25 protein-coding genes are annotated in these 22,977 nt (G+C 61.5%); 11 read left to right on the forward strand and 14 right to left on the reverse strand.

Features of this window, described 5'->3' with window-relative positions; all coding sequences use genetic code 11:
* Positions 1–254: 254 nt before the first annotated feature.
* A complete protein-coding gene (argH, locus tag ACIQ47_RS08210; RefSeq protein ID WP_396437677.1) occupies positions 255–1,703 on the forward strand; it encodes an argininosuccinate lyase in 1,449 nt (482 codons plus the stop codon).
* A 157-nt stretch (positions 1,704–1,860) separates the two neighbouring features.
* Here the strand turns inward: argH and ACIQ47_RS08215 are convergent, their stop codons facing one another.
* A complete protein-coding gene (locus ACIQ47_RS08215) occupies positions 1,861–2,589 on the reverse strand; it encodes an SOS response-associated peptidase (protein ID WP_296291231.1) in 729 nt (242 codons plus the stop codon).
* An 89-nt stretch (positions 2,590–2,678) separates the two neighbouring features.
* Here ACIQ47_RS08215 and ACIQ47_RS08220 point away from each other — a divergent pair, with 89 nt between their 5' ends.
* The 4 genes from ACIQ47_RS08220 (at position 2,679) to ACIQ47_RS08235 (ending at position 4,919) form a co-directional block, all read left to right on the forward strand.
* On the forward strand, positions 2,679–3,209 hold the full coding sequence (locus ACIQ47_RS08220; RefSeq protein ID WP_396437678.1) for a pseudouridine synthase: 531 nt from the start codon (positions 2,679–2,681) through the stop codon (positions 3,207–3,209).
* Positions 3,210–3,298: 89 nt separating this feature from the next.
* A complete protein-coding gene (locus ACIQ47_RS08225; RefSeq protein ID WP_296291229.1) occupies positions 3,299–3,937 on the forward strand; it encodes an NAD(P)H-dependent oxidoreductase in 639 nt (212 codons plus the stop codon).
* A 117-nt stretch (positions 3,938–4,054) separates the two neighbouring features.
* Positions 4,055–4,201 carry a hypothetical protein gene (locus ACIQ47_RS08230; protein ID WP_396437679.1) on the forward strand — a complete coding sequence of 49 codons (147 nt, stop codon included), beginning with the start codon at positions 4,055–4,057 and terminating at the stop codon, positions 4,199–4,201.
* A 40-nt stretch (positions 4,202–4,241) separates the two neighbouring features.
* Positions 4,242–4,919, forward strand: a complete 678-nt coding sequence (locus tag ACIQ47_RS08235) for an RluA family pseudouridine synthase (protein ID WP_396437680.1) — start codon at positions 4,242–4,244, stop codon at positions 4,917–4,919.
* Positions 4,920–4,923: 4 nt separating this feature from the next.
* Here the strand turns inward: ACIQ47_RS08235 and ACIQ47_RS08240 are convergent, their stop codons facing one another.
* Positions 4,924–5,823, reverse strand: coding sequence for a DMT family transporter (locus ACIQ47_RS08240; RefSeq protein ID WP_396437681.1), 900 nt, complete (start codon positions 5,821–5,823; stop codon positions 4,924–4,926).
* 166 nt (positions 5,824–5,989) lie between these two features.
* Between ACIQ47_RS08240 and ACIQ47_RS08245 the strand changes: the two genes are divergently transcribed.
* The 3 genes from ACIQ47_RS08245 (at position 5,990) to ACIQ47_RS08255 (ending at position 8,955) form a co-directional block, all read left to right on the forward strand.
* Positions 5,990–7,216 carry a tetratricopeptide repeat protein gene (locus tag ACIQ47_RS08245; RefSeq protein WP_396437682.1) on the forward strand — a complete coding sequence of 409 codons (1,227 nt, stop codon included), beginning with the start codon at positions 5,990–5,992 and terminating at the stop codon, positions 7,214–7,216.
* Between the two features lie 212 nt (positions 7,217–7,428).
* Positions 7,429–8,622, forward strand: a complete 1,194-nt coding sequence (locus ACIQ47_RS08250) for a murein L,D-transpeptidase family protein (protein ID WP_396437683.1) — start codon at positions 7,429–7,431, stop codon at positions 8,620–8,622.
* 42 nt (positions 8,623–8,664) lie between these two features.
* A complete protein-coding gene (locus ACIQ47_RS08255; RefSeq protein ID WP_396437684.1) occupies positions 8,665–8,955 on the forward strand; it encodes a 2Fe-2S iron-sulfur cluster-binding protein in 291 nt (96 codons plus the stop codon).
* Positions 8,956–9,120: 165 nt separating this feature from the next.
* Here ACIQ47_RS08255 and ntrC read toward each other — a convergent pair whose 3' ends face one another.
* The 9 genes from ntrC to ACIQ47_RS08300 all read right to left on the reverse strand — a co-directional run bounded on the left by ntrC (position 9,121) and on the right by ACIQ47_RS08300 (position 18,699).
* On the reverse strand, positions 9,121–10,683 hold the full coding sequence (gene ntrC / locus ACIQ47_RS08260; protein ID WP_396437697.1) for a nitrogen regulation protein NR(I): 1,563 nt from the start codon (positions 10,681–10,683) through the stop codon (positions 9,121–9,123).
* A gap of 35 nt (positions 10,684–10,718) precedes the next feature.
* Positions 10,719–11,780 carry a nitrogen regulation protein NR(II) gene (gene glnL, locus ACIQ47_RS08265; RefSeq protein WP_396437685.1) on the reverse strand — a complete coding sequence of 354 codons (1,062 nt, stop codon included), beginning with the start codon at positions 11,778–11,780 and terminating at the stop codon, positions 10,719–10,721.
* Positions 11,777–12,292 (reverse strand): hypothetical protein, encoded by a 516-nt coding sequence (locus ACIQ47_RS08270; RefSeq protein WP_396437686.1) that lies wholly within the window; start codon positions 12,290–12,292, stop codon positions 11,777–11,779. The genes glnL and ACIQ47_RS08270 overlap by 4 nt, the downstream gene beginning before the upstream one ends.
* A gap of 87 nt (positions 12,293–12,379) precedes the next feature.
* Positions 12,380–13,795 carry a type I glutamate--ammonia ligase gene (gene glnA / locus ACIQ47_RS08275; protein ID WP_396437687.1) on the reverse strand — a complete coding sequence of 472 codons (1,416 nt, stop codon included), beginning with the start codon at positions 13,793–13,795 and terminating at the stop codon, positions 12,380–12,382.
* Positions 13,796–14,073: 278 nt separating this feature from the next.
* Positions 14,074–14,895 carry a competence/damage-inducible protein A gene (locus ACIQ47_RS08280; RefSeq protein WP_396437688.1) on the reverse strand — a complete coding sequence of 274 codons (822 nt, stop codon included), beginning with the start codon at positions 14,893–14,895 and terminating at the stop codon, positions 14,074–14,076.
* Positions 14,896–14,947: 52 nt separating this feature from the next.
* On the reverse strand, positions 14,948–15,883 hold the full coding sequence (locus ACIQ47_RS08285; RefSeq protein ID WP_396437689.1) for an EI24 domain-containing protein: 936 nt from the start codon (positions 15,881–15,883) through the stop codon (positions 14,948–14,950).
* A 28-nt stretch (positions 15,884–15,911) separates the two neighbouring features.
* The gene (locus ACIQ47_RS08290; RefSeq protein WP_396437690.1) at positions 15,912–16,874 is read right to left on the reverse strand and encodes a sterol desaturase family protein; all 963 of its coding nucleotides are present in this window, start codon (positions 16,872–16,874) and stop codon (positions 15,912–15,914) included.
* Positions 16,875–16,880: 6 nt separating this feature from the next.
* Complete coding sequence (locus ACIQ47_RS08295) at positions 16,881–17,774, reverse strand: polysaccharide deacetylase family protein (RefSeq protein WP_396437691.1); 894 nt, start codon at positions 17,772–17,774, stop codon at positions 16,881–16,883.
* A complete protein-coding gene (locus ACIQ47_RS08300; RefSeq protein ID WP_396437692.1) occupies positions 17,758–18,699 on the reverse strand; it encodes a YncE family protein in 942 nt (313 codons plus the stop codon). The genes ACIQ47_RS08295 and ACIQ47_RS08300 overlap by 17 nt, the downstream gene beginning before the upstream one ends.
* A gap of 158 nt (positions 18,700–18,857) precedes the next feature.
* Between ACIQ47_RS08300 and ACIQ47_RS08305 the strand changes: the two genes are divergently transcribed.
* Positions 18,858–19,631, forward strand: a complete 774-nt coding sequence (locus ACIQ47_RS08305; RefSeq protein WP_396437693.1) for an alpha/beta fold hydrolase — start codon at positions 18,858–18,860, stop codon at positions 19,629–19,631.
* Between the two features lie 79 nt (positions 19,632–19,710).
* Here the strand turns inward: ACIQ47_RS08305 and ACIQ47_RS08310 are convergent, their stop codons facing one another.
* Positions 19,711–20,430, reverse strand: coding sequence for a pseudouridine synthase (locus tag ACIQ47_RS08310; protein ID WP_396437698.1), 720 nt, complete (start codon positions 20,428–20,430; stop codon positions 19,711–19,713).
* 79 nt (positions 20,431–20,509) lie between these two features.
* Here ACIQ47_RS08310 and ACIQ47_RS08315 point away from each other — a divergent pair, with 79 nt between their 5' ends.
* The gene (locus tag ACIQ47_RS08315) at positions 20,510–20,803 is read left to right on the forward strand and encodes a hypothetical protein (protein ID WP_396437694.1); all 294 of its coding nucleotides are present in this window, start codon (positions 20,510–20,512) and stop codon (positions 20,801–20,803) included.
* Here ACIQ47_RS08315 and ACIQ47_RS08320 read toward each other — a convergent pair.
* Positions 20,800–21,789 carry a tRNA dihydrouridine synthase gene (locus ACIQ47_RS08320; RefSeq protein WP_396437695.1) on the reverse strand — a complete coding sequence of 330 codons (990 nt, stop codon included), beginning with the start codon at positions 21,787–21,789 and terminating at the stop codon, positions 20,800–20,802. The genes ACIQ47_RS08315 and ACIQ47_RS08320 overlap by 4 nt on opposite strands.
* A 28-nt stretch (positions 21,790–21,817) precedes the next feature.
* Positions 21,818–22,336, reverse strand: a complete 519-nt coding sequence (locus ACIQ47_RS08325; protein ID WP_396437696.1) for a GNAT family N-acetyltransferase — start codon at positions 22,334–22,336, stop codon at positions 21,818–21,820.
* A 282-nt stretch (positions 22,337–22,618) separates the two neighbouring features.
* Here ACIQ47_RS08325 and ACIQ47_RS08330 point away from each other — a divergent pair.
* Positions 22,619–22,977 (forward strand): c-type cytochrome (locus ACIQ47_RS08330; RefSeq protein WP_396437699.1); only part of this gene is annotated, 359 nt, incomplete at its 3' end.

Below are 22,977 nucleotides of genomic sequence, written 5' to 3' on the forward strand. Positions count from 1 at the left end.
TCCTCACATATTTTCGAACACCTTCGCAACACCACTGAGCCTGTAGTCCATCTCAGCGGTCCAATCCATACCCAACTGGGCTGCTTGATCGACCGCAAGGCCGAGATGGAAATCGCCCGCTAGGCCTCGCATCCCGTAGCGGTCAACATCGTCAACGGCGTACACACGCTGCCCACCTACCATGCGACGGCGCTGGCTTTGTTGGCTTGAGGGGCTGGAAGGGCCTCCATGAAGCCCGATAAAATCCTTCACTTATGACAAACCAACTCGACAAAAAATCCCAAGCCTGGTCTGCGCTCTTTTCTGAACCCATGAGCGAGTTGGTCAAGCGCTACACCGCCAGCGTGTTCTTTGACAAACGCCTGTGGCAGGCCGACATCACCGGCAGCCTGGCCCACGCCGAGATGCTGGCCGCGCAAAACATCATCGGCGCGAGCGACCTGGCCGAAATTCAGCGCGGCATGGCGCAGATCACCCAAGAGATCGAATCTGGCGCTTTTGAATGGAAACTGGACCTCGAAGACGTGCACCTGAACATTGAAGCGCGGCTGACCCAATTGGTGGGCGACGCGGGCAAACGCTTGCACACGGGTCGCAGCCGCAATGACCAGGTGGCCACCGACGTGCGCTTGTGGTTGCGCAGCGAGATGGACCTGATCATCGATTTGCTGGCCGACCTGCAAAAGTCGCTGGTCGAGGTGGCTGAGCAGAACGTCGAAGTCATCATGCCGGGCTTCACCCACCTGCAAGTGGCCCAGCCGGTGAGCTTTGCGCACCATCTGCTGGCCTATGTCGAGATGTTCAGTCGGGATGCCGAGCGCATGAGCGACGTGCGCCGCCGCACCAACCGCCTGCCGCTGGGCTCTGCAGCTTTGGCGGGCACCACCTACCCGCTGGACCGCGAACGCGTAGCCCGCACCTTGGGCATGGTCGACGAACACGGCCACGCACAGGTTTGCCAAAACAGCCTGGACGGCGTGAGCGACCGCGACTTCGCCATCGAATTCACCGCTGCGGCCAGCCTGTGCATGGTGCACATCAGCCGCTTCAGTGAAGAGTTGATTTTGTGGATGAGCCAGAACTTCGGTTTTGTGCGCATTGCCGACCGTTTCACCACCGGCAGTTCCATCATGCCGCAGAAGAAAAACCCCGACGTGCCCGAGCTGGCACGCGGCAAGACCGGCCGCGTGGTTGGTCACCTGATGGGCCTGATCACCCTGATGAAGGGCCAACCCCTGGCCTACAACAAAGACAACCAGGAAGACAAAGAGCCGCTGTTCGACACGGTGGACACGCTCAAGGATACGCTGCGCATTTTCAGCGAAATGGTGGGGGGCCAAATCAACCCCGCCACCGGCCAAAAAGAAGGCGGCATCACCGTGAACGCAGCCGCCATGGAAGCCGCTGCGAAAAAAGGCTACGCCACCGCCACCGATTTGGCCGACTACTTGGTCAAAAAGGGCCTGCCGTTTCGCGATGCGCACGAAGTGGTGGCGCACGCGGTCAAGACCGCACAGGGCTTGGGCGTGGACCTGTCAGAGTTGCCGCTGGAAACCCTGCAACAGTTCGACAGCCGCATCGAAGCCGATGTGTTTGGCCCGCTCAGCCTGCAAGGCTCGCTGAACGCCCGCAATACGCTGGGCGGCACGGCACCGGTGCAAGTGCGTTTGCAGATTGCGCGGCACCGCAGCCGTTTGGGCTGATTTGGCAGGAGCTCACCCCAGTGGGCGATGGGTGTGTAACACGCCCCGAAAACCTTCGCCCACAGGGTGGGCTCCTACAAAGACATCCATGTCGGCATGCTCAGCACCAACACGGGCCATTCATGCTTATTGGGGCATTTGTTGGCAGCGCAAAGGCTCAGCGTTTTTGCACCGGATTGGCCAACAGCAAGTGGGCTGGGTAGGCCCGCATGAACTCGCGTGCTTTGTCGATGGGGGCGCTGAGCCAGGCACCGTAGCCACCCTCGTTCAAGATCGCGGGCATGCGTTTTTCGTTGCCGTTTTGACCATAGCGGTTCATCAGGGCGTGGCTGTTGGCGTTGACTGTGAGCAGGGTGAAGCTGATGATTTCTTCTTCGCCTTGTGTCCAGTGCTCCCACAAGCCCGCCACCCCCATGGGCTGGCCGTCCACGCGGGCGATGCGTGTGGGCACAGCTTTGCGGCTGCGCCAGTCGTCTTCGAAAAAGGCCTGCATGGGAATGATGCAGCGCTGGCCCTTGAGCCAGGTCTCGCGCGTGGCCGTGGCGGTGCTCATGGTCTCAAAACGGGTCACGGCCAACTTGGTGGACCGCAGCTTGGCATCAGACGCCGACTTGACCCAGGTGGGCACCAGACCGAATTGGCCTTGGGCCAATTCCATCACCAGCGGGCTGGCGGGGGCTGACGTAGAGGCGGCTTCAGCTGGATTCTCAACATGGGATTCAGAGGTGGAGTCCTGGACTTGTTCAGCCGCCACCAGCGCCTTGCGGATGAAAAAACCCGGCTGGCGCGGCCAGACTTCTTTGCCCAGCAGGGCGTCGGGCGGGGCGATGCCAAAGGCCTCGGCGTACAGGTCGGGGCTTTTCAGGCATTCGTATTGGGTGCTCATGCGGTCGATGCTAACCCACGGGCGGCGCGGATCGAACGCGCCCCTGCGACCTGATACGCTCAGAGCTCGATGACAAGACTTTCCTGCCCATGCTGATCCGCTTCAACAAGCCCTATGGGGTGCTCAGCCAGTTCACCCCTGAGGGGCGCTGGCGTGGGCTCAAGGACCACATCGACTTGCCTGGCGTTTACGTGGCGGGCCGGCTGGACGCCGACAGCGAAGGCATGCTGCTGCTGACCGACGATGGCCCACTGCAGGCCCGCATTGCCGACCCGCGCTTCAAAATGGAAAAAACCTACCTGGTGCAAGTGGAGGGCATGGTGACTCAGGCAGCGTTGAACCAACTGAGCCGGGGCGTGACGTTGAACGACGGCCCCACCCTGCCCGCCCGAGCCAGCGCGGTGCAGCCGACCGCTGACCTGTGGCCACGCACCCCGCCGATTCGCGAGCGCCATAACATTCCGACCTCTTGGCTGGAGCTGGTGATTCGCGAGGGCCGCAACCGCCAAGTGCGCCGCATGACCGCCGCCGTGGGTTTGCCCACACTGCGCCTCATCCGCACCGTCGTGGGGCCCTACACCCTGGATGGCCTGCCCACAGGCACTTGGCAGCAAATCTGAGCCGGGGGCATTGGCTTGCGCCAACGCAACGCTGGTGCCCGTCGTCTTCCTGCACAATCGCGCATCTTTCAACCCCCAATGGAACCTGCATGTCTGACTTGCTGAACAAACTCGAATGGCGCTACGCCTGCAAAAAAATGGACCCGACCAAGTCTGTGTCCCAAGACAAGGTCGATCGCATCGTCGAAGCCGCACGTCTGGCCCCCACCTCCAGCGGTCTGCAGCCGTTTGAAATCTTCGTGGTGACCAACCCCGCCGTGCGCGAGCAGATCAAGCCCAAGGCCTGGGGCCAGGCCCAGATCACCGACGGCTCGCACCTGCTGGTGTTTGCCGCCTGGGACAACTACACGGCCGAGCGCATCAACATGATGTTTGACCTGACCAACGCGCAGCGCGGCGGCACCAACGAAGGCTGGGAAAACTACCGCCAGACCCTGCTCAAGAACTACCCTGCCCGCACACCCGAGGTGAACTACGAGCACGCGGCGCGTCAGGCCTACATCGGCTTGGGCGCAGCCCTGATCGCCGCCGCTTTTGAAGAAGTGGACGCCACGCCCATGGAAGGCTTTGACCCCAAAGCGGTGGACGAAATTTTGGGTCTGCGCGCTCGCGGCCTGCGCAGCGTGGTCCTCGTGCCCCTGGGTTACCGTGCTGCCGAGGGCGATTGGTTGGCAAATCTGAAAAAAGTGCGCCGCCCCACCGCCCAGTTTGTGACCGAAGTCAAATGATGGCCATGCCCGCTGCAAACGGGCTGTCTTGATGCCCTCACAAAGCCGCAGATTCTGCGGCTTTGTGCTTTAACATCAAGGGCTTCCCAAGCCGGGATGTCTACCCAAGGAAACAACATGGCCAAAGGCGAACAACGCAGCAACAAAATGGCCAAGAAGCCAAAGAAGGACACCGCGCCCCCCAAGACCTTCACGTCCGACCGCCCGATGGCCCCGGCCACCTTTGTGGCCCCACGCGGCAAAGTCAAAGACAAAGACAAGTGATTTTTTCGGCCAAGCGCCCTGCTCGCCTGGCCTGTACTGCATGATCCCGATCCACGAAGACGAGCACCTGCTGGTGCTGGAAAAACCCAGCGGCTTGTTGTCGGTGCCTGGACGCGGCCCGGACAAGCAAGATTGCCTTTCAAAACGGGTGCAGGGCCGCTACCCCGAAGCCCTGATCGTGCACCGCCTGGACCAGGACACCTCGGGCTTGTTGCTCATGGCCCGGGGCATTGAGGCCCAGCGCCGCCTGAGCAAGTTGTTTGAAACCCGCCAGGTCAAAAAACGCTACGTGGCGGTGGTGGCGGGCCACCCTGCGCAATCCCAAGCGGCCGTGGAGACTGACGAAGACGGTTGGCGCACCATCGACGGCCCGATCCTGCTCGACTGGGAACGTCGCCCCTTGCACATCATTCACCCCGATGGCAAAGCCAGCCGCAGCCGCTGGCGAGCCCTGCAAACGAGCGACAGCGCCAGCTTGATTGAACTCGAACCCGTCACGGGCCGCACGCACCAGTTGCGCGTGCACCTGCAAAGCATTGGCCACCCGATGCTGGGCGACTCACTGTACGCACCGCCGGACATCAAGGCGCTGAGCCCCCGCTTGCTGCTGCACGCACAGGAATTGGCCTTTGTGCACCCCTTCACCGAACAAGCACTTGCATTCAAGGCCCCGGTGCAATGGTTTGCCTCATTGCCGTTCATCACCCCTTTGACCTGAGCGATCAGGCCTTGCCTGCGCCCTTGATACGGCCCGACACCAGGCCGCACAGCACCACCAGGCCCATGCCCGTAAAGGCCAGCGCGTCGGGGATGTGGTCAAACAACCACCAGCCCATCAACGTTGAAAAGCCCACCCCGGTATAAAGAAAAGGCGAAACCACGGAGGCCGGGACTTTGGAAAAGGCCACGATCAGCAGGTATTGGCCCAGCGTGGCGGCCAGGCCCACCAAGATCAGCAACGCCCACTCGTTCAGACTTTGCGGTGTGACCCAAGCGTTGAACACCAGCAGCGTGCTCACTGCCCAGCCCACCCAACCCGTATACAGCTGCATCACGGCCGGGTCTTCGGTGCGCGTCATGTGGCTGGTCACGGCCTGGAACACGGCGTAAGTCAGCACCACCGTGAGCGCCATCCAGCCGACTGAGCTGTCCACCTGCACACCCGGGCGGATGACCAAAATGGCCCCAAGAAGACCACCCACCACCATGAGCCAGCGCAGCGGCGAGACCTGCTCCTTCATGACAAATCGGGCCAGCGCTGTGAGCACCAAGGGTGTGAGCATGACGGTGGCGGTGAACTCGGCCACCGGCATGCGCTGCAAGCAGTAAAAGGCCAACAAGCTGCAAGAGACCATGAGCAGGCCGCGCAGCAACTGCAAGCGCAGGCTGTGCGTGTGCCACATGGCGCGCCCCCTCAGCGGGGCCAGCACCAGCGCGGTGCCCAGTGCCTGCACCGCGTAGCGAAACCACAGCACCATCACGGGCGTGACGCTGAGCATGACCCATTTGCTGGTGGCATCGCTGAAGCTCAGGCTGGCCATGGCCAGCACGGCAAAGAGGATGCCGGACCCTGCCCAGGCGACTCGGACCGGTGATCGGATGGCGTTCGGTGTGGTGTGCAAGCTCTATCCCATGAATGACTGAATTTATTTTTGCACGGCATACCCACTCACACAGTCACCTGTGCGAAGGGACGCCATGGCCAGTTCAGCGAAACGTTGATGGCAACTGGGTCCCTGGGCATTCGCCCGATAAAATAGGTTTCTTTGATTTGAGTCCTGTCTGTCCATGTTGCTTTTCCCCTTTGAGCCAAGGCGCTTGGCCCTCCTGCGCCATGCCTGTTGCCTGGCCACGCTGGTCCTGTCCCTGGGCCTGCTCGGGTGGACTTCGACCGCGTGGGCGCAAAGCCCCGCAGCCGCCGAAGAAGCCATCAAAAAAGCCATTCAGGGCGGGCAGCTCGAGCAAGCTCGCCAACTGGTTCAAAAGGAACGCAAGAACGCCCCCCAGGCCGTGCAATGGCGCTTCATGGAGGGCGTGATTCAAGCCCAACAAGGTCAAATCGACAAGGCCATTGACACCTTCAAGCAAATCAGCCAAACGCATCCCGATCAATCCGAGGCCTACAACAACCTGGGTGTGCTTTATGCCTCCAAAGGCCAGCTTGACGCCTCCAAAGTATTTCTGGAAAAAGCCCTGCAAACCCACCCCAGCTACGCAGCAGCCCACCGCAACCTGTCGGATGTACACAGCCAACTGGCCAAACAAAGCTATGCCAAGGCCCTGCAGGTCGACCCCAAAGCCAAGGACACCGCCCCCCAATTGACTTTGCTGGGCAGCATGGGCAGCGATCTGCGTGGCCAGCTCCCCGCCCAGAATGTGGCTTCGATCACGCGACCTGCTTCTCCGACTCCGACTCCGACTCCGGGCCAAGCCGCCAGCCAAGTCCCAGCGCCTGTCATCGCCGCGACTCCAGTATCGTCAACGGCCTCAGCAGCCAAAGAGGCCACCAGCGTACCTGCCGTCTCGCCCACTGCAAGTGCCTCGACAGCACGTGCCGCCACAGTGGCACCCGCCAAGACCATCCCGCCTGTTGCGATGGCGGCCCCAGCTGCTGCTGCCCCAGCTGCTGCGCCAGCCACACCCCCAGCAGCAAGCCCTTCAGCCAACGTCCGACAAGCAGACCACGCTGCCATCGAAAAAGCGGTGCAAGACTGGGCCAAAGCCTGGAGCGACAAAGAGATGGCGCGTTATTACGCCGCTTATGCCCACAACTTCACACCCGCCAACCGGGTCACTCGTGCCCAATGGGAGAGTGACCGGCGTATCCGTATCGTGTCCAAAAAATCAATCTCGGTGCAGGTGCGGGAGATGAAGATCAGCAGCAATGGCGAGACGGCATCGGTCCGTTTCCAGCAGCTGTACACCTCGGATCATTTGAAGGGCAGCAGCCGCAAAACCCTGGACATGGTGCGGCAAGGTAACCGCTGGCTGATCGTGCGCGAGTCGGTGAATTGAGTTCCAGACGCGGCTTGCCGCCTTCCGATCCCCAGGACCGCAGCAGTGTCAAGCCCGCTCCCGGCTCAATGTCCAAACCCCACCCCTGGCAACGGAAGGGCCTAGGCTGGCTGGGTGTGATGATGATTTTGGTGGCCTGGCTCTGCTGGTGGACTGACACCGAAGGGCCTCGCATAAAAAATGCCCGGAACCAAGTCAGCCTCAGCTTGGGCTTGACTTCATCGCCAGCCCTGCAATGGCGTCTGGCCTTCAACCCACCGGCCGAGGTGTCACAAGCACCCAACGCACCCGACCCCGAGCAATCGGTGCGACAAATTTACGCCCAACTGGGCGAGGGCGAAAGGGCCCAGGCCCTGGCGACGGCCAGCATGCTGGTCGAGCGCTTTCCCAACTTCCAGCTTGGTCAGTTGCTTTACGCCGACTTGCTCAACATCAGCTCGGCCAACCCCGTGGTCTGGCCTGCTGCGGATGACGACAATGCGCCCTCTTTGCGCAAGCGCCTGGACGAACTGCTCTTGGAATCCAAACGCCGTCTTCAGCGTGACAGCGCGCAAAGCCTGCAGGGAAAAATCCCTTCAGCCCTGGCTTTTCTCAGCCCACAGCAGGCTTATGTGGCGGCCGTAGACGCTTCCAAATCGCGTCTCTACTGGTTTGAAAACCGCAGTGGCAGCGATGGCCGATTGCAGCTGCACCTGGTCAAGGAAAGCTACATCTCGGTGGGCATCAATGGGGTGGGCAAAGACAGCGAAGGCGATGGCAAGACCCCACTGGGCATTTATTTCATTCAGCGCAATTTGTCCGGCGAGGGCTTGCCCGATTTGTTTGGCGCAGGGGCCTTAACGCTGAACTACCCTCATGCAGTGGATGTGATGCGGAAAAAAACTGGCTCGGGCATTTGGCTGCACGGCACGCCCAGTGCTCAGCACGCGAGAGCCCCGGAGTCCACCGATGGCTGCGTCGTGCTCTCCAACCCCGAAATGAGGCGATTGCTGCAAATGCCCGAGTTGCGCATGACCCCGGTGATCCTTGCGGACCAACTCAAATGGGTGAACGCTGACCAGTCCGGGCAGACATGGGCCGCCTTTAAGCCCGCGCTGGACCAATGGCTGCAAGCGCGCAATGGCCGCGACCCCGAGGCCCTGAAAATTCACTACAGTCTGCGTTATGAACAAGACGGCATGTCTTTGGTGCAAGTCTGGCCTCGACTGGCCCAAACCACTTTGGGTTACAGCCAAGCCCAGCCGCTGGAGTTGGTGTCTGTTTTGAACTGGAAAGACCAGGACAACACCATGGTGGTGACCATGAAAGACCCCAACCAGACCCAATCCCAAGGTGCCGCTTATTTGCGCACTTATTGGCAAAAGGAAAATGGACAATGGCGGCTGGTGTTTCAGGGGCCAGCCTGATCGCGCCCACCTTGACCCCGAACGTCACTTAGCCAAACCCGCATGAACACCGACATCCCGTTTTTCAATGCTCGCATCGCTCCTGAAGGGGGCAGCTTTGATGCCTGGAAAACGCAGAGCTTGCTCGACTCGCTGGAGCAAGGTGGCCTGCAGTGGCCCAGCTCCTGCCGATCAGGCACTTGCCGCACCTGCATTGGCCAGCTGGTTTCAGGGCAGGTGGTTTACGAGATGGCATGGCCCGGCCTGACATCTGAAGAAAAAGCCGAGGGCTGCGTGTTGCCCTGCGTGGCACGCCCCTTGAGCGATGTGGTGCTGCAAGATCCCTTTGCCTGATCTGTTGATCCGGCCCCTTGAAGTCGTTAACCCTGTTCATGGAACAGCTTATATTGCAGGAGCCCACCCCAGTGGGCTCCCACAAAGACAAAAATAACCGCATGGACGACATCAACATGGGCCATTCAAACTTCATCGGGCCTGATCAATAGGCACCAGCGTGCGTCAGGCTTCGTCCAGGCCCAGCTCCTGGATTTTACGGGTGATGGTGTTGCGGCCGATGCCCAGTTTTTGCGCCGCCTCGATGCGGCGGCCCCGCGTGGTGGCGAGTGCCGCCAGAATCAGGCTGGTTTCGAAACGGCGGGTCAGCGCGTCCCACACATCGGTGCGGCCTGATTTAAGCAAGGCCAGGGCCTCTTGTTCCAAGCTGGGCTCCCAGCCCATGACACCAGGGTTGAACACGGCGGCGTCAAAAGGCTTGACCAAGTTGTACGCGTCCAACGGGCGGTCATGGCTGGCAAGCTGTTCTGGCTCTAACTGCCCCAGTGGGGCGTCGGCCAAGCCGCCCCCCACGCCAGAAGACAAGGCCGTGAACATGGCAGGCGCGGCCGAAGCTGACGCTGATGGGACCAACACTTCGGGCGGCAGGTCCTTGACTTCAATCACCTGCGTCGGAGCCATCACCGTGAGCCAGTGGCAGATGTTTTCCAGCTGACGCACATTGCCAGGAAACTGGAAGTGACTCAGACGCTCCAGCGCGGCATCGTCCATGCGTTTGGGCTCAACGCCCAACTGCTGAGCACTGCGCTGCAAGAAGTAACGCGCCAGCACAGGCACGTCTTCGCGCCGCTCACGCAAGGCGGGCAGGCGCAGGCGAATCACGTTCAGGCGGTGGTACAAGTCTTCGCGGAACACGCCTTCCTTGACGCGCTGCTCCAGGTCCTGGTGGGTCGCGGCGATCACGCGCACATTGGCCTTGACGGCGCTGTGCCCGCCGACGCGGTAGAAGTTGCCATCTGAGAGCACGCGCAGCAAACGCGTCTGCAGATCAAAAGGCATGTCGCCAATTTCGTCCAGAAACAAGGTGCCGCCATCGGCCTGTTCAAAGCGGCCGCGACGCGAAGCTTGCGCTCCCGTGAAGGCCCCACGCTCATGGCCAAAGAGTTCGCTCTCGAGCAAGTCCTTCGGGATGGCGGCCGTGTTGATGGCCACAAAGGGCTGGTTGGCGCGTGGCGAGTGTTTGTGCAGCGCATGCGCCACCAGCTCCTTGCCCGAACCCGACTCACCCGTGATCAGCACCGTCACATGGCTTTGTGCCAAGCGACCGATGCCGCGAAACACGTCCTGCATGGCCGGGGCCTGGCCCAACATCTCCGGCGCATCGGCGATTTTCTCTTCGGCCACGTCTTCGCGCTGGCTCTCACCCACGGCGCGACGGATCAGCTCCACTGCTTTGGGCAAATCAAAGGGCTTGGGCAGGTACTCGAAAGCCCCGCTTTGAAAGGCCGACACGGCGCTGTCCAGGTCAGAAAACGCCGTCATGATGATGACCGGCAAACCGGGCATGCGTTGCTTGATGGCGGTGAGCAAATCCAGGCCCGAGCCGCCGGGCATGCGGATGTCGCTGACCAGCACCTGCGGGCCATCACTTTCGCCCTCTGCCTCCAGCGCCTTCATCACCTCGCGTGGGTTGGTGAAGCTGCGCGTGGGCAATCCTTCGCGCAGCAGTGCTTTTTCGAGCACAAAGCGGATGGATTGGTCATCGTCTACGATCCAGATCGGCTTCATCAAAGTGGCACTTTCTGTGGTCAAACTGGTGTGCTTCAAGGCAGGGGAATCAGGATCTTGAAGTCCGTACGGCCCGGTTCGCTGTCACACTCGATCAGGCCGTGGTGTTGCTGCACAAAGGTTTGCGCCAATGTGAGCCCCAGGCCAGATCCGCCTTCGCGTCCCGAAATCAACGGGAAGAAAATGCGGTCCTTGATCGAGTCTGGAACACCAGGCCCGTTGTCCATCACATGCAATTCCAATGCCAGGCGATAACGCTGCTTGCCAAACGTGACTTGCCTCAAGATCCGGGTCTTGAGCGTGATCAGCGCGTCGCCTTGCGCCAAGCGCTCTTGCAGGGCCTGCGCCGCGTTGTGCGCGATGTTGAGCACCGCTTGAATGAGCTGCTCGCGGTCGCCGCGAAACTCGGGAATCGAGATGTCGTAGTCGCGCACCACCTTCAGGCCCCGTGGGAACTCGGCCAGAATCAGCGCCCGCACGCGCTCACACACTTCATGGATGTTCACGTCGCCCACCACATGTGGCCTGCGGTGCGGTGCCAGCAAGCGGTCCACCAGGGTTTGCAGCCGGTCGGCCTCACGGATGATGACCTGGGTGTACTCGGTCAACTCCTTTTCGTCGAGCTCCATCTCCAGCAACTGCGCTGAGCCGCGAATGCCGCCCAGCGGGTTCTTGATCTCGTGCGCCAGGTTGCGAATCAACTCTTTGTTGGCTTGGGCCTGGTCGAGCAGGCGTTCCTCGCGCTCTTGCCGGGTTTGCTGCTCCACTGGCAGCAACTCCACGATCACTTCGTTGGGCAAATCCGTCAGCGCCACGATCACGTGCACGGGCAAAGGCTCGTCGTGATGCAGGCGGCGCAATTGGGCTTCGTAGCGCAGCGCGGCAAACTCGTTGGACTGCGCCCCGGACAACGCCATGATCAAGGGCTGCGGGTCGACAAAATAGTCGGGCAAATGCGTGTCGTGCAGCGTGCGCCGGGACAGGCCCAAAGCATCTTCGAGCGCGGCGTTGACAAAGCGCACACGGCCTTGGCCCTGCATCACGGCCACGGGCGTGGCCAGCAGGTCAAAAGCCTGGAATCGATTGGGTTTGTTCATGGCATGCGGCGACTGGCCTGCACAGTGCGACGCACCAGCTCTCGTTGCAAGCTGTCGATGTCGCGTTCGGTCCGCTCGATGGCCGCCTTCATCTCGGCCACACGGTCCAGGTATTTCTGGTGGTTGCGAGTTTCGGCGACCCACTTCTCGGGCTCGCCTTGGTTGTAGCTTTGCACCAATTGCGCCAGCTGTGCACGGGCCTTGTCCATCTCCTGCGTCAAGATGGTGCGCGCTTGCGCGTCGCGCTCGCTTTGCTGCACATCCGGGGTGCGGGCGGGCACTGCGGGCGTCAGGGGCTGGCCAGCAGAGGAAGGTTCAGCGGCACCGGGATCGGGCTTGGTGCTGCGGGTTGGCACGGCAGCAGGAACCGCAGCAAGGGAGGGTGCGGGGCGGGTGCCGTTGATCACGGTGATGGCCTGTTGGGCCAAGGGTTCGCACAACCCAGGCTCACGCGGGGCATTGGTGTACTCCTGGCCGCAGCGGTAAACCGCTTGCTGGGCTTGTGCGGCCATGCCTGCGCTGAGCAAAAGCAAAAAAAGGACGGCCGAGGCCGTCCTTTCAGGGATTGCACGGGTGGGTGCAATGCCGTACATGTTCGCTTACAGCGAGTAGTACATGTCGTACTCAACCGGCGACACTTCGACGCGGCTGCGGTTGACTTCTTGCATCTTCAATTCGATGTAAGCGTCGATCCACGAGTCGGTGAACACGCCGCCCTTGGTCAAGAAAGCGCGGTCGGCGTTCAGGCAGTCCAAAGCCTGGTCGAGGCTGGAGCAAACGGTAGGCACCAACTTGTCTTCTTCTGGCGGCAAGTGGTACAGGTCTTTGGTCGCTGCTTCTCCGGGATGGATCTTGTTTTCGATACCGTCCAAGCCCGCCATCAACAAGGCTGCGAAGCCGAGGTAGGGGTTGCACAATGGATCTGGGAAGCGGGCTTCCACGCGGCGGCCCTTGTCGCTGGCGACATTGGGAATGCGGATCGAAGCCGAGCGGTTCTTGGCCGAGTAAGCCAATTTGACCGGGGCTTCGTAATGAGGAACCAAACGCTTGTAGCTGTTGGTGCCGGGGTTGGTGATCGCGTTCAGGGCACGGGCGTGCTTGATGATGCCGCCGATGTAGAACAAGGCAAATTCAGACAAACCGGCGTATCCATTGCCGGCGAACAGGTTCTTGCCGTCTTTCCAGATGGACTGGTGAACGTGCATGCCAGAGCCGTTGTCGCCAGCGTAAGGCTTGGGCATGAAAGTGGCGGTTTTACCGTAAACGTTGGCCACGTTGTGGATCACGTACTTTTGCAACAGTGTCCAGTCGGCACGCTCGACCAAGGTCGAAAAACGTGTGCCGATTTCGCACTGACCCGCGCCCGCTACTTCGTGGTGGTGCACTTCAACCGGGATGCCCACGGATTCGAGGATCAGGGCCATTTCGCTGCGCATGTCGTGTGTGCTGTCAACGGGCGGCACGGGGAAGTAGCCGCCCTTGACGCGGTTGCGGTGGCCTTTGTTGCCGCCGTCCATCTTGGTGCCGCTGTTCCATGGGGCTTCGGCTTCGTCGATGGCGTAAAAAGTGTTGTTTGGCTCGGTGCTCCAACGCACTTCGTCGAACAAGAAAAATTCTGGCTCGGGACCGAAGTAGGCGGTGTCGCCCAGGCCCGATTGCTTGAGGTAAGTCTCAGCGCGCTTGGCGATCGAACGTGGGTCACGCTCGTAAGCCTTGCCATCTGTCGGCTCGATCACGTCGCAAATCATGACCAAGGTGACTTCTTCGAAGAAGGGGTCGATGATGGCGCTGTTGGGATCGGGGATCAACAGCATGTCCGATGCTTCAATGCCTTTCCAGCCAGCAATGGAAGAGCCGTCAAACGCTTGACCGTCTTCGAACTTGCTTTCGTCAAACTGCGACACGGGCGCAGTGATGTGCTGCCATTTGCCACGGGTATCGGTGAAACGGAAGTCAACAAACTTGACTTCGCTCTCTTTCACCATCTTCATCACGTCTGCGACGGTCTTGGCCATCAAATTCTCCTGAATGGAAAGGGGTTAAAAAGCTTGCTCACAGGTCTTGCAGTTTCTGTGCCAACCAGGCCTTGACCACGCCACCGAACAACCCTGGATTGTGCCCTGAGCAGCCCTGAATGGGCCTTGCCGCTGGATAAAAAAGAGTCTGGCGTGACCATGACTCAGAACGGAGGGCCTCATGGCTGAGACCGGAGGGCCATGGACTGGACTTGCGGATCTGTGGGTCGCCCCAAAATTGCACCATGATGGTGTAATTTTGCCTTATTTTGGTGCAATCAGGCTTCTCGCACCAATTCAGGGCCATATTCGAGCGTGAAAGCCTTCAGGCCTTGGCGCATGTCAAGGTAGGCCGCATCCGCGTTGGCGGGTTCACCTTTGACGCCCAGTTCAATGTGACGGCCCCATTGAGGGTGGTCGACGCTGGGCAGGCTGAACACCTTCACGCCCGGGTGCGCAGCCTCGATGGTTTCCATGAGGGGGGTCAAGGTGGCTTCCATGGCGCCCAAAACGATCACCGACTTCTCCACATAAGCGTGTTGGCGGAAATAGGCACTGTACTGGGCGTCCAGCACCGACGCGATCATGGGCCAAGCCATGACCGGAAAGCCCGGCACAAAGTGCACTGCACCGCCACCCTGGCCACGACAACTGAAGCCGGGAATCTTGTTGTAGGGGTTGCGAATGATCTCAGCGCCCGCAGGGAAGGTGCCCATGTTCAGGCGTTGTATGTTGTCTGGCCGGTCTGGCTCGTAAGCCACGCCCTGCTCTTTGGCCGTGTCCTGCATGCGCTCTTGAATCAACAGCTTGGCCTCGGGGTGCAAGGCCAGCGGCACACCCAAGGCTTTGCCCGCGCATTGGCGGGTGTGGTCGTCGGGCGTGGCGCCGATGCCGCCGCAGCTGAACACCACGTCGGCCGACGCCAAAGCGCGCTTCAAGGTGGCCGTGATGCGCTCAGGCGAATCGCCCACGTATTCGGCCCAACTCAAGCTCAGGCCGCGTTCATTCATCAATTCGATGACTTTGGGCATGTGCTTGTCCTGGCGCTTGCCGGACATGATTTCGTCGCCGATGATGATGAGGCCAAAAGTGGGGGTCATGGGAAAAATCATGGGTTCAGGTGAAAAGAACAGCCCGGCATCCGGGCAGGTGTCAGAGTTTAGGGCGCGCAACGACATCGGTGATGCCGTCACTGGATTCGGGCGCGTCGCCCCCCAACCGAGCTGCCGCATGCGGCGAAGCACCCGCCACGGCAGGCGCTGCGGGCAAGACCTCGTCCACGGCCGCTAGCCGGGGCTCGTCCCGCAGGGCCTGCAAGGCGGCCAGGCCGAAATGCGCGAACCACAGCGAAGAAAAGGCGAACACCAGGGTGTAAATCCAAATGGCCACAGGCACGAGGAAAACAAAGGCTGCTGCAAACAAGGCCCCCGAGGCCCAAACCAGACTGGGCGCAGCGCCCATGAGACCGGTGACCACCCCCATGCCCAAAAAGCTCATGCGGTGGCGCGCCATGAGGGTGTGGCGCTCGTCGGCACTGGCAAATTCGGCCAGCACGTCAAACACCATGACACGGTAGGTCAGCCAACCCCAGATGAAGGCGGGCAGCACCAGGGCCAGCGGAGGCACCAGCCACATGGGCAAGGTCAGCACCAGCGCCCCCAGCGCCAGCAACAGTGAGAAGAAGGTCCACCACAAGCTCAAAAGCAAACTGCCGCCGTGCTTGCGCTGCAAACCGGCAAAACGCCGCTCGACCACCATGCGGGTGAGGGACGGGGTCATCATGAACGACACCGCCAGCAAGGACGCCACCACCACCAAGGGCGTGAAAGCAAAGATCACGAGCAAGGGGGCCACCACGGTGTTGAGGTTGCCCAAGCCCACGCCTTCAAACCAGCGCCAGACCGTGTCCAACCAGGCGCTGGCATCGAGCCAGCCCCGCACAAAGGTGACGGCCGTGTCCCAATACAAATACCCCAGCAACCATGACAGGGCCACGATCAGCACCAAGGGCAAGACCGACAAACCGATCACCCGGGGGTACAGGCAATACACGGCCGCGCGCCAAAAGGAATCGATCAGGAGTTTCATGGGGGAAAGCTTAACCCAAGCCATCCTTTCAAGCCCGACTCAACAGCCGCAGCACGCCCAGCCACTGCTGCGCCCAAAAGCCCTGCCCGTAGTCCCGGCCTTTTTCCACCTGGTCACGGATGCCCGTGGGGTCGAAGCGCGGCGTGAAATCGGCAGTGCCAAACAGCATGTCCCAACAGGGCAAGAGCACGCCGTAGTTGCACCCGCCCAAGCGACTCTGGCCTTGGCGCTCGGTCTCATGGCCAATGCCGATGCTGTGGTGCCGACGGTGAAAACGCGGGCTGACCCACAACCGCTCACCGACCCGACCAAACCAGATGCGCAAGTTGGCGTGCTGGAAGTTTTCGCTCAACTGGCCCAGCGCCACCAAGGCCACAAATTGCCCCGGCCCAACCCCAATCAACACCGCCACCACCGACAGGGCCAAACTGGTCAGCACATCGTCCAGCAGGTGGTTGCGGTTGTCCGACCACATGGTCATCTGGCGCTGCGAATGGTGCAGACTGTGCAGGGCCCACCAACGCGGCAGTTGGTGTTGACCCCGATGAATCCAGTAGTTGACAAAATCAAACACCACCAGGTAAATCAAAAAGCTGACCCAGGCCACATCACTGACACCGGGCCAGAACTGGTCGAGGTGCCAAGTGGGTGCGCCCAAGCTGCGCAAGCTGCCCCAGGCTTGCTCAAAGAGCCAGTCGAAAGAAAAGAACATGGCCAGCTTGAACAAGCCCAGGCGTTGGATCAGTGTGTAAACCACGTCCACCCGCACGGCGCGGGTGTCTTGCACAGGCTCAGCCGGCCAGCGCCGCTGCATGGGGCCCAGCACCGTGAGCAAGACCGCTATTTGCAACAGGCCCACCACCAGCCAGCCTGTGCCTTCGTAGGCTTTTTCCAACAATTGGGCCAGGCCCAAGGCAAACACCAAGGGCTGCACCACGGCCTCGAACAGGCTTTGCTGCAACCAGGAAAAGGCGTCAATCAGGGTGTCCATGGCGTGTCAGGGTCTTTGCGCGGGCTGGGTCACGGTGGGAGGCTTGGTTTGCGCCAGCTGCAGGGGATGCTGGCGCACCCAGTCACGGTATTGGGGGTGCTCGCGCAAGGTGGCAAAGCAAAGGCCACGGGCCTTCAGGCCCACGATCAAGGGCTCCAGCACCGCCGGGGCCCAGGGGTCCTGACGCGACCAGATGCCCAGGTGGGCCATCAGGATGTCGCCGGGTAGGATGTTTTTCAGGGCTTTTTGCAGCAAATGGGCGTTGCTCAAGCGCTCACTGGGCAGCTCGTCGCCCAAAAAGCCGGCATCCGCCCAGCCCACATGCGCATAACCGCATTGCCGGGCCGCTTGCAGCAGCCGGGCCGAAGTTTTGCCACCGGGTGCACGAAACAACGGCAAAGGCGTTTGCCCGGTCAGGGCTTGCAAACGGCTGGTGGCTTGGTGCAGGTTGTCGCAATACTGGGGGGCGCTCCACTGCAAGTTTTGCCCGGCCTGCGGGCCCGCACTGGGGCGGATGCGAAAGCGCACATCGCCTGGGCCATCCAGGTCGGCGCGCCAATAGGCGTGGTCCCAAGTGTGCGAGGCAAAGGCATGGCCTTCGCCCCCCCGTGCACGCCACCAGTCGGCCCAGTGCTCCCCCAGAGAGCCATCGCCTTGCTGGGTTTTTTCATGCGCCGCAAAAAAAGTGACCGGCACTTTGTGGCGCTGCAACACTTGGGCAATCAGCGGGGCTGTGCCCATGTGGCCGGTGTCAAACGTCAGGTAGACCGGGCGGGTGCAGGCGGCAGGCTCAGCCGAAGTTTGGGCCAGAACCTGTCCCGGGCCTGTGGCCAGGACGCACAGGGCCAGCCAGACGCATGGGACACTCTGGGAGGGATGGGCCTCAATTGCGCGGTGCATGGTCCAATGTCCAGACCCCGTGGGGCGACTTGCCCACCGGCACTTGCTTGACTAGTTTGCGCGAGGCGATGTCGATCACACTCAATTTGCGCGACCAACGTGAGGCCACCAAAATCAGCTTGCCGTCTGCGGTGATGTCCATGCAGTCTGGGCCAGAAGGGCCAGGCAATTGCGCAACCACTTTCCAGTCGATGAAGTCAATCTGGCTGATGGAGTTGGCCACACGGTTACTCACAAACACATGGCGTTTGTCCCCCAACGCGCGAAATGCATGCGCCCCTTTGCCCGTGGGGATCGTCTTGAACAATTTGGGCTTGGGCCCTGAGATGTCGTAGACCTCTACCCCATCGCCACCGGTCAGGCCCACCAAGAGGTATTTGTTGTCTGGCGTGCCGTACACATCAGCGGGCACCGCACCGACGGAGGTACGCGTGCTGAGGGTTTGGGTGCTCAGGTCAATCGATACGATCTCGTTGCTGTCTTGCATCGAGGCCCAAACGGTCTGGCTGCGGCTGTCGATCCAGAGGTGGCTAGGCGTTTTGCCCGTGGCAATGCGTTTGTACAAATGCGCTTTTTGGCCGTCCCAACGGTAAATATCCACATGGTTCAAGCGGTTGGCTGCCGTCACAAACCACTTCATGTCGGGCGAAAATCGCAAATGGTAGGGATCCAAAATACCGGTCACCGTGCGTTGCACTTGCGCGGTACGGGGGTCGATGAAGGTCAGGGAATCGCTCATGGCGTTGGCCACAATCAGCGATTTTTCGTCGGGCGTCAAATACAAATGGTGTGGCTCTTTGCCGGTCGGGATGCGTTTTTTTTCGGTCCAGGTGGTCGGATCGATCACACTCACGTTGCCCTCGAGCGAATTGAGGACAAAAACAGGGGCAGGCAGCTCGGCCAGCACAGTGCTGGCAAGGTTCACCCCAAAAAACAAAAACAAAATTCTGGAAAATGCACAAAAACGAATCACTTGGGAACTTTCTAAATCGCGCTCAAGTGTAAGCGGCCCCCCTCTCAGGATTTCAGATGCATACGCCATGCGTTCAAAAAATAAACATTCACGGCATCGGGCTTGAAGCCATGAGCATCACGCCACCCGCCGGTGCCGATGGTCCGACCCTGGTTTTTTTGCACGAAGGTCTGGGCAGCGTGCGCATGTGGCGCGACTGGCCGACACGCCTGTGCGCGCATCTGGGCTGCGCGGGCCTGGTGTATTCGCGCCAGGGTTACGGCCAGTCCGACCCCGTGCCCGATGTGCGCGGCCCCTCTGGCCAGACGGATGCAAGCCGGCATGGGCGCTTGCTGCCCGACTACATGCACCACGAAGCCTTTGAGGTCTTGCCCTCTTTGCTGCAGGTCTTGGGCATCGAACGGCCCGTGTTGCTTGGGCACTCGGACGGAGGCACCATCGCCTTGCTGCACGCCAGCCGTTGGGAGGTGCGTGGCTGCATCGTCATGGCCCCCCACATCATGGTGGAGCCCATCTCCCTGCAGGCCATCCAGCAAGCCCGCCGGGCCTTTGAGCAAGGCGCATTGCGCGAGCGCTTGGCCGCTTACCACGCCGATGTGGACTGCGCTTTTTGGCAATGGAACGAGGTGTGGCTGAGTCCGGCTTTCGCCAGTTTTGACATCCGCGCCGACTTGGCCACCATCCAGGCCCCGCTGCTGGCCATCCAGGGTTTCGATGACCCCTACGGCACCTTGGCCCAGATCGAGGAGATCGCCCAAGCCGTGCCGCACACCCGTTTGCTCACCCTGCCCGCCTGCGGCCATTCGCCCCACCGCGACCAGCCGCAAGCAGTGGAACATGCGGTGGCAGATTTCATGGCCTGTTTGGCGAGTCGTCGGACCTGAAGGCAACAACCTGCGAATACCGACACGCCCCCTGATGAGCCTTTACGGTCCGACAGCCATCTTTTCGCAAAGCGACATTTCAGGGCTTGAGCGCCACCAAATCCGATGGCGACAAAAAGCGCCATTGACCGGGGGCCAGATCGTCCAGCACCAAACCGCCGATCTGCGAACGGTGCAACCCCTCCACCCGGTTGCCCACCGCCGACACCATGCGCTTGACTTGGTGGTATTTGCCCTCGGTCAGGGTGAGTTTGAGGTGCAGCTCGCTCACCGCCTCACAGGCAGCCGCCTTGACCGGCTGAGGGTCATCGTCCAGCACCACCCCGCTTAACAGCTTTTGCACCATCTCGGGCGTGATGGGGTGTTTGGTGGTGACCTCGTAGACCTTGGGCACATGGTGCTTGGGCGAGCTCATCTTGTGGATGAACTGGCCGTCGTCGGTCAGCAGCAGCAAGCCGGTGGTGTCCTGGTCAAGCCGACCCACCGCCTGAACACCCTGCACCGCTGCTTTTTGCGGGCGCTGGCGCAAAGGCGCGGGTAACAAGGTGTAGATGCTCGGCCAAGTCGAAGGCTTTTGCGAGCATTCGGTGCCTGAGGGCTTGTGCAGCAGCACGTAGGCTTTATCCAGGTAGGGCCACATGGTGCCTTGCACCGTGAATTGCAGCCCCTGCAGATCAAAAAATTCGCCCGCGTCGGTGACGGTTTGGCCCAGCACTTGCACATGGCCCTGCTGGACCAGGCCTGCGCACACGCGGCGGGTGCCAAAGCCCTGGCTGAACAAGATGTCTTCCAGGCGCATGGGTTTGAGAGGTTTGGCTTTCATGGGGCATGATTGTCGCCTTGAAACAGACCCTTTTCGCTTGCAGGAGACCCAGCCCATGAGTGCTGCCCTTGAAACGCTCGATCGCATGAACACCGCCCTGGCCCAAAGCCAAAACGGCCAGCTACCGCAAAGCGAGATGATTCGCCTGTGGCGCACCCAAGCGGCCACGTTGGCGCTGCCCGCACGCTTTGACGAGGTGTTGCAACCCTTGCTCGACCGCATCGAGGCCAGCGCTTTGTTCAGCGAAGAAAGTTGCTCGTTCAGCCAAAAGGATTTGCTCGCCAGCCTGCAGATGTGGACCGACAAAGCGCGCCTGCGGCTGTCCAGCCCAAGCGCCGCGCAACCCTAAAGCGCAGGGGCGAGGTCTTGCGCTGGCGCTGTGTGCAGCGCCAGCCAGCGCTCGATGTGCGCTGCGTCGTGCACCAAACGCAGCTCGTCAAAGGCCTGCTGCGCCTCGGGGTAGACCCGGCGCATGTAGTTGAGCCACTGCTTGAGCCGCCCGGCCCGGTGCCGCGTGGCCACACGGGCGCTCACACCCTGCCAGAACACCTGCATCAAAGCCGCCAAGGTGGACCAGGGCACACCCTGTCCCGGTGCACGCCCTTGCCCTGTGGCCAACTGGTGCGCAATGGCCAGCGCCAGCCCCGGGTCGGTGACCATGCCGCGCCCGATCATCAGGCGGTCGCAGCCCGTCACCTCGCGGCAACGCAGCGCGTCGGCCACCGTCCAGATTTCGCCATTGGCCACGATGGGCAAACGCACATGCTGGCGCAAGTCGGCGATGCGGTCCCAATAAGCGGGCGGACGGTAACCGTGGGCCTTGGTGCGGGCATGCACCACCAGCTCGCTGGCCCCGGCCGCCTCGATGGCCTGGGCGCAGTCCTCGGCACGGCTGTCGTCGTTGAAGCCCAGACGCATCTTGGCCGAGACCGGAATGTGTGCCGGCACAGCCCGGCGCACCGCCGCCACGATCAGCCCCACCAGTTCCGGCTCGTCCAGCAGCACGGCGCCGCCCCGGTGCTGGTTCACGGTTTTGGCCGGGCAACCAAAGTTCAGGTCAATGCCATGCGGCTGCAACTCGGCCAGAGCCGCCGCGTTGTCGGCCAGGCACACCGGGTCCGAGCCCAGCAGCTGCACCTTGACTGGCACACCAGCCTTCGTACGGCTGCGGTTGAGCAACTCGGGCGCGATACGAATGAAAGCGCGGCGCGGCAAGACCGTGTTGGTCACGCGGATGAATTCAGAGACGCACGCGTGCACCCCGCCCACACGCGTGAGTACATCGCGCAGGGTGTGGTCGAGCAGCCCCTCCATAGGGGCCAGCATGATGTGCATGATGGGCCTGGAAAGTAGGACGCTGCGTTCAGCCGAGCTTGCGCTTGAGGCGCACTTCTTCGACCTTCACACCGCCCAGAGGCACAGTGCGCGCGGTGTTCATCTCGCGCTTGAAGCCGGCCAGGTCGTGAAAGCGCAAAGTGCGCTCATGCAACAGCGGCAGCCAGACGGTCACCTCGGTGCAGTCCTCGCCTTCCAGGCCTTCACGGGCGGCGTCCCACAGGGCCAGACCAACGCCTTGGCCAATGCGGTCCGGCGCAGCGTAAATGGCCCAGATTTCACCGGTGGTGTTTTTGCTCTTGGGGTCACGCGAGCGGTCAAAGCCCACAAAGCCCACGATCTCACGGCCATCCAGCGCCACCATGACTTGCGGCTCGCCGTATTCGATGGCCTCTTTCCAGAACGACACGCGTTTGGGCATGGGCGTGGCGTCCCAGTGGGCCTCGGGCACCTGGCCCGCGTAGGCGGCGCGGCAGGCGCTCACATGCAAAGCAGCCACGGCAGGGGCATCTTGGAGGGTGGCGAATCGGACTTGGATATCGGACATGGCTTGAACTGATGAGGGGAAAACAACGCACTGGGGCCACAGGGCTTTCAGCGCAAAACCCAATATTGTCGCCGCATCGGTTATCTTCAATGGATGAGGACGTTTCCAAGCAGTCAGAATTTCACCGCACCCAGGTCAGCGGCCCCCCTGGATCACCCGACGCCGACCCGTTTGCGCCAGCCCAGCGCCTGGTGGTTCAAAGGTCTGTTTTGGGCCGCAGCCGCCTTGTGTTCAGGCCACTTGAACGCCCAAGCCCCGGCCCCCAAGCGTTTTGCCGACGACATGGCCGAGCGCACCCGCGCCTGCACCGCTTGCCACGGCGAGCAAGGCCGCGCCGGCCCCGACGGTTATTACCCGCGCCTGGCGGGCAAACCGGCCGGTTACCTGCACAACCAGCTGCGCAATTTCGCGCAAGGCCGTCGCCATTACGATCTCATGGCCCGCTTGGTCGACCCTTTGACCGACGCCTATTTGGGCGAGATGGCGCAGTACTTTGCCAACTTGCAACTGCCCTACTCCGCCCCCACCGCCAACAACGCCATCACGCCCGAGCGCCTGGCCAAAGGCCAGCAACTGGTGACACAAGGCGACGCCACACGCGGCCTGCCCGCCTGCACCCAGTGCCACGGCGTGCGCCTGAC

Origin of the sequence: Limnohabitans sp. (assembly GCF_044373035.1) — a bacterium.
Classification (GTDB): Bacteria; Pseudomonadota; Gammaproteobacteria; order Burkholderiales; family Burkholderiaceae_C; genus Limnohabitans_A.

Bases quoted from the DNA above. Each gene is read 5' to 3' on its own strand.
- ACIQ47_RS08315 (WP_396437694.1), top strand. From the start codon at position 20,510: ATGAGTGCTGCCCTTGAAACGCTCGATCGCATGAACACCGCCCTGGCC.
- ACIQ47_RS08215 (WP_296291231.1), bottom strand. From the start codon at position 2,589: ATGAGCACCCAATACGAATGCCTGAAAAGCCCCGACCTGTACGCCGAG.
- ACIQ47_RS08325 (WP_396437696.1), bottom strand. From the start codon at position 22,336: ATGTCCGATATCCAAGTCCGATTCGCCACCCTCCAAGATGCCCCTGCC.
- glnA (WP_396437687.1), bottom strand. From the start codon at position 13,795: ATGGCCAAGACCGTCGCAGACGTGATGAAGATGGTGAAAGAGAGCGAA.
- argH (WP_396437677.1), top strand. From the start codon at position 255: ATGACAAACCAACTCGACAAAAAATCCCAAGCCTGGTCTGCGCTCTTT.
- ACIQ47_RS08280 (WP_396437688.1), bottom strand. From the start codon at position 14,895: ATGACCCCCACTTTTGGCCTCATCATCATCGGCGACGAAATCATGTCC.
- ntrC (WP_396437697.1), bottom strand. From the start codon at position 10,683: ATGAAGCCGATCTGGATCGTAGACGATGACCAATCCATCCGCTTTGTG.
- ACIQ47_RS08230 (WP_396437679.1), top strand. From the start codon at position 4,055: ATGGCCAAAGGCGAACAACGCAGCAACAAAATGGCCAAGAAGCCAAAG.
- ACIQ47_RS08295 (WP_396437691.1), bottom strand. From the start codon at position 17,774: ATGCACCGCGCAATTGAGGCCCATCCCTCCCAGAGTGTCCCATGCGTC.
- ACIQ47_RS08285 (WP_396437689.1), bottom strand. From the start codon at position 15,883: ATGAAACTCCTGATCGATTCCTTTTGGCGCGCGGCCGTGTATTGCCTG.
- ACIQ47_RS08255 (WP_396437684.1), top strand. From the start codon at position 8,665: ATGAACACCGACATCCCGTTTTTCAATGCTCGCATCGCTCCTGAAGGG.
- ACIQ47_RS08270 (WP_396437686.1), bottom strand. From the start codon at position 12,292: ATGGCCGCACAAGCCCAGCAAGCGGTTTACCGCTGCGGCCAGGAGTAC.
- ACIQ47_RS08245 (WP_396437682.1), top strand. From the start codon at position 5,990: ATGTTGCTTTTCCCCTTTGAGCCAAGGCGCTTGGCCCTCCTGCGCCAT.
- ACIQ47_RS08235 (WP_396437680.1), top strand. From the start codon at position 4,242: ATGATCCCGATCCACGAAGACGAGCACCTGCTGGTGCTGGAAAAACCC.
- ACIQ47_RS08305 (WP_396437693.1), top strand. From the start codon at position 18,858: ATGAGCATCACGCCACCCGCCGGTGCCGATGGTCCGACCCTGGTTTTT.
- ACIQ47_RS08225 (WP_296291229.1), top strand. From the start codon at position 3,299: ATGTCTGACTTGCTGAACAAACTCGAATGGCGCTACGCCTGCAAAAAA.
- ACIQ47_RS08310 (WP_396437698.1), bottom strand. From the start codon at position 20,430: ATGCGCCTGGAAGACATCTTGTTCAGCCAGGGCTTTGGCACCCGCCGC.
- ACIQ47_RS08320 (WP_396437695.1), bottom strand. From the start codon at position 21,789: ATGCACATCATGCTGGCCCCTATGGAGGGGCTGCTCGACCACACCCTG.
- ACIQ47_RS08290 (WP_396437690.1), bottom strand. From the start codon at position 16,874: ATGGACACCCTGATTGACGCCTTTTCCTGGTTGCAGCAAAGCCTGTTC.
- ACIQ47_RS08220 (WP_396437678.1), top strand. From the start codon at position 2,679: ATGCTGATCCGCTTCAACAAGCCCTATGGGGTGCTCAGCCAGTTCACC.
- glnL (WP_396437685.1), bottom strand. From the start codon at position 11,780: ATGAACAAACCCAATCGATTCCAGGCTTTTGACCTGCTGGCCACGCCC.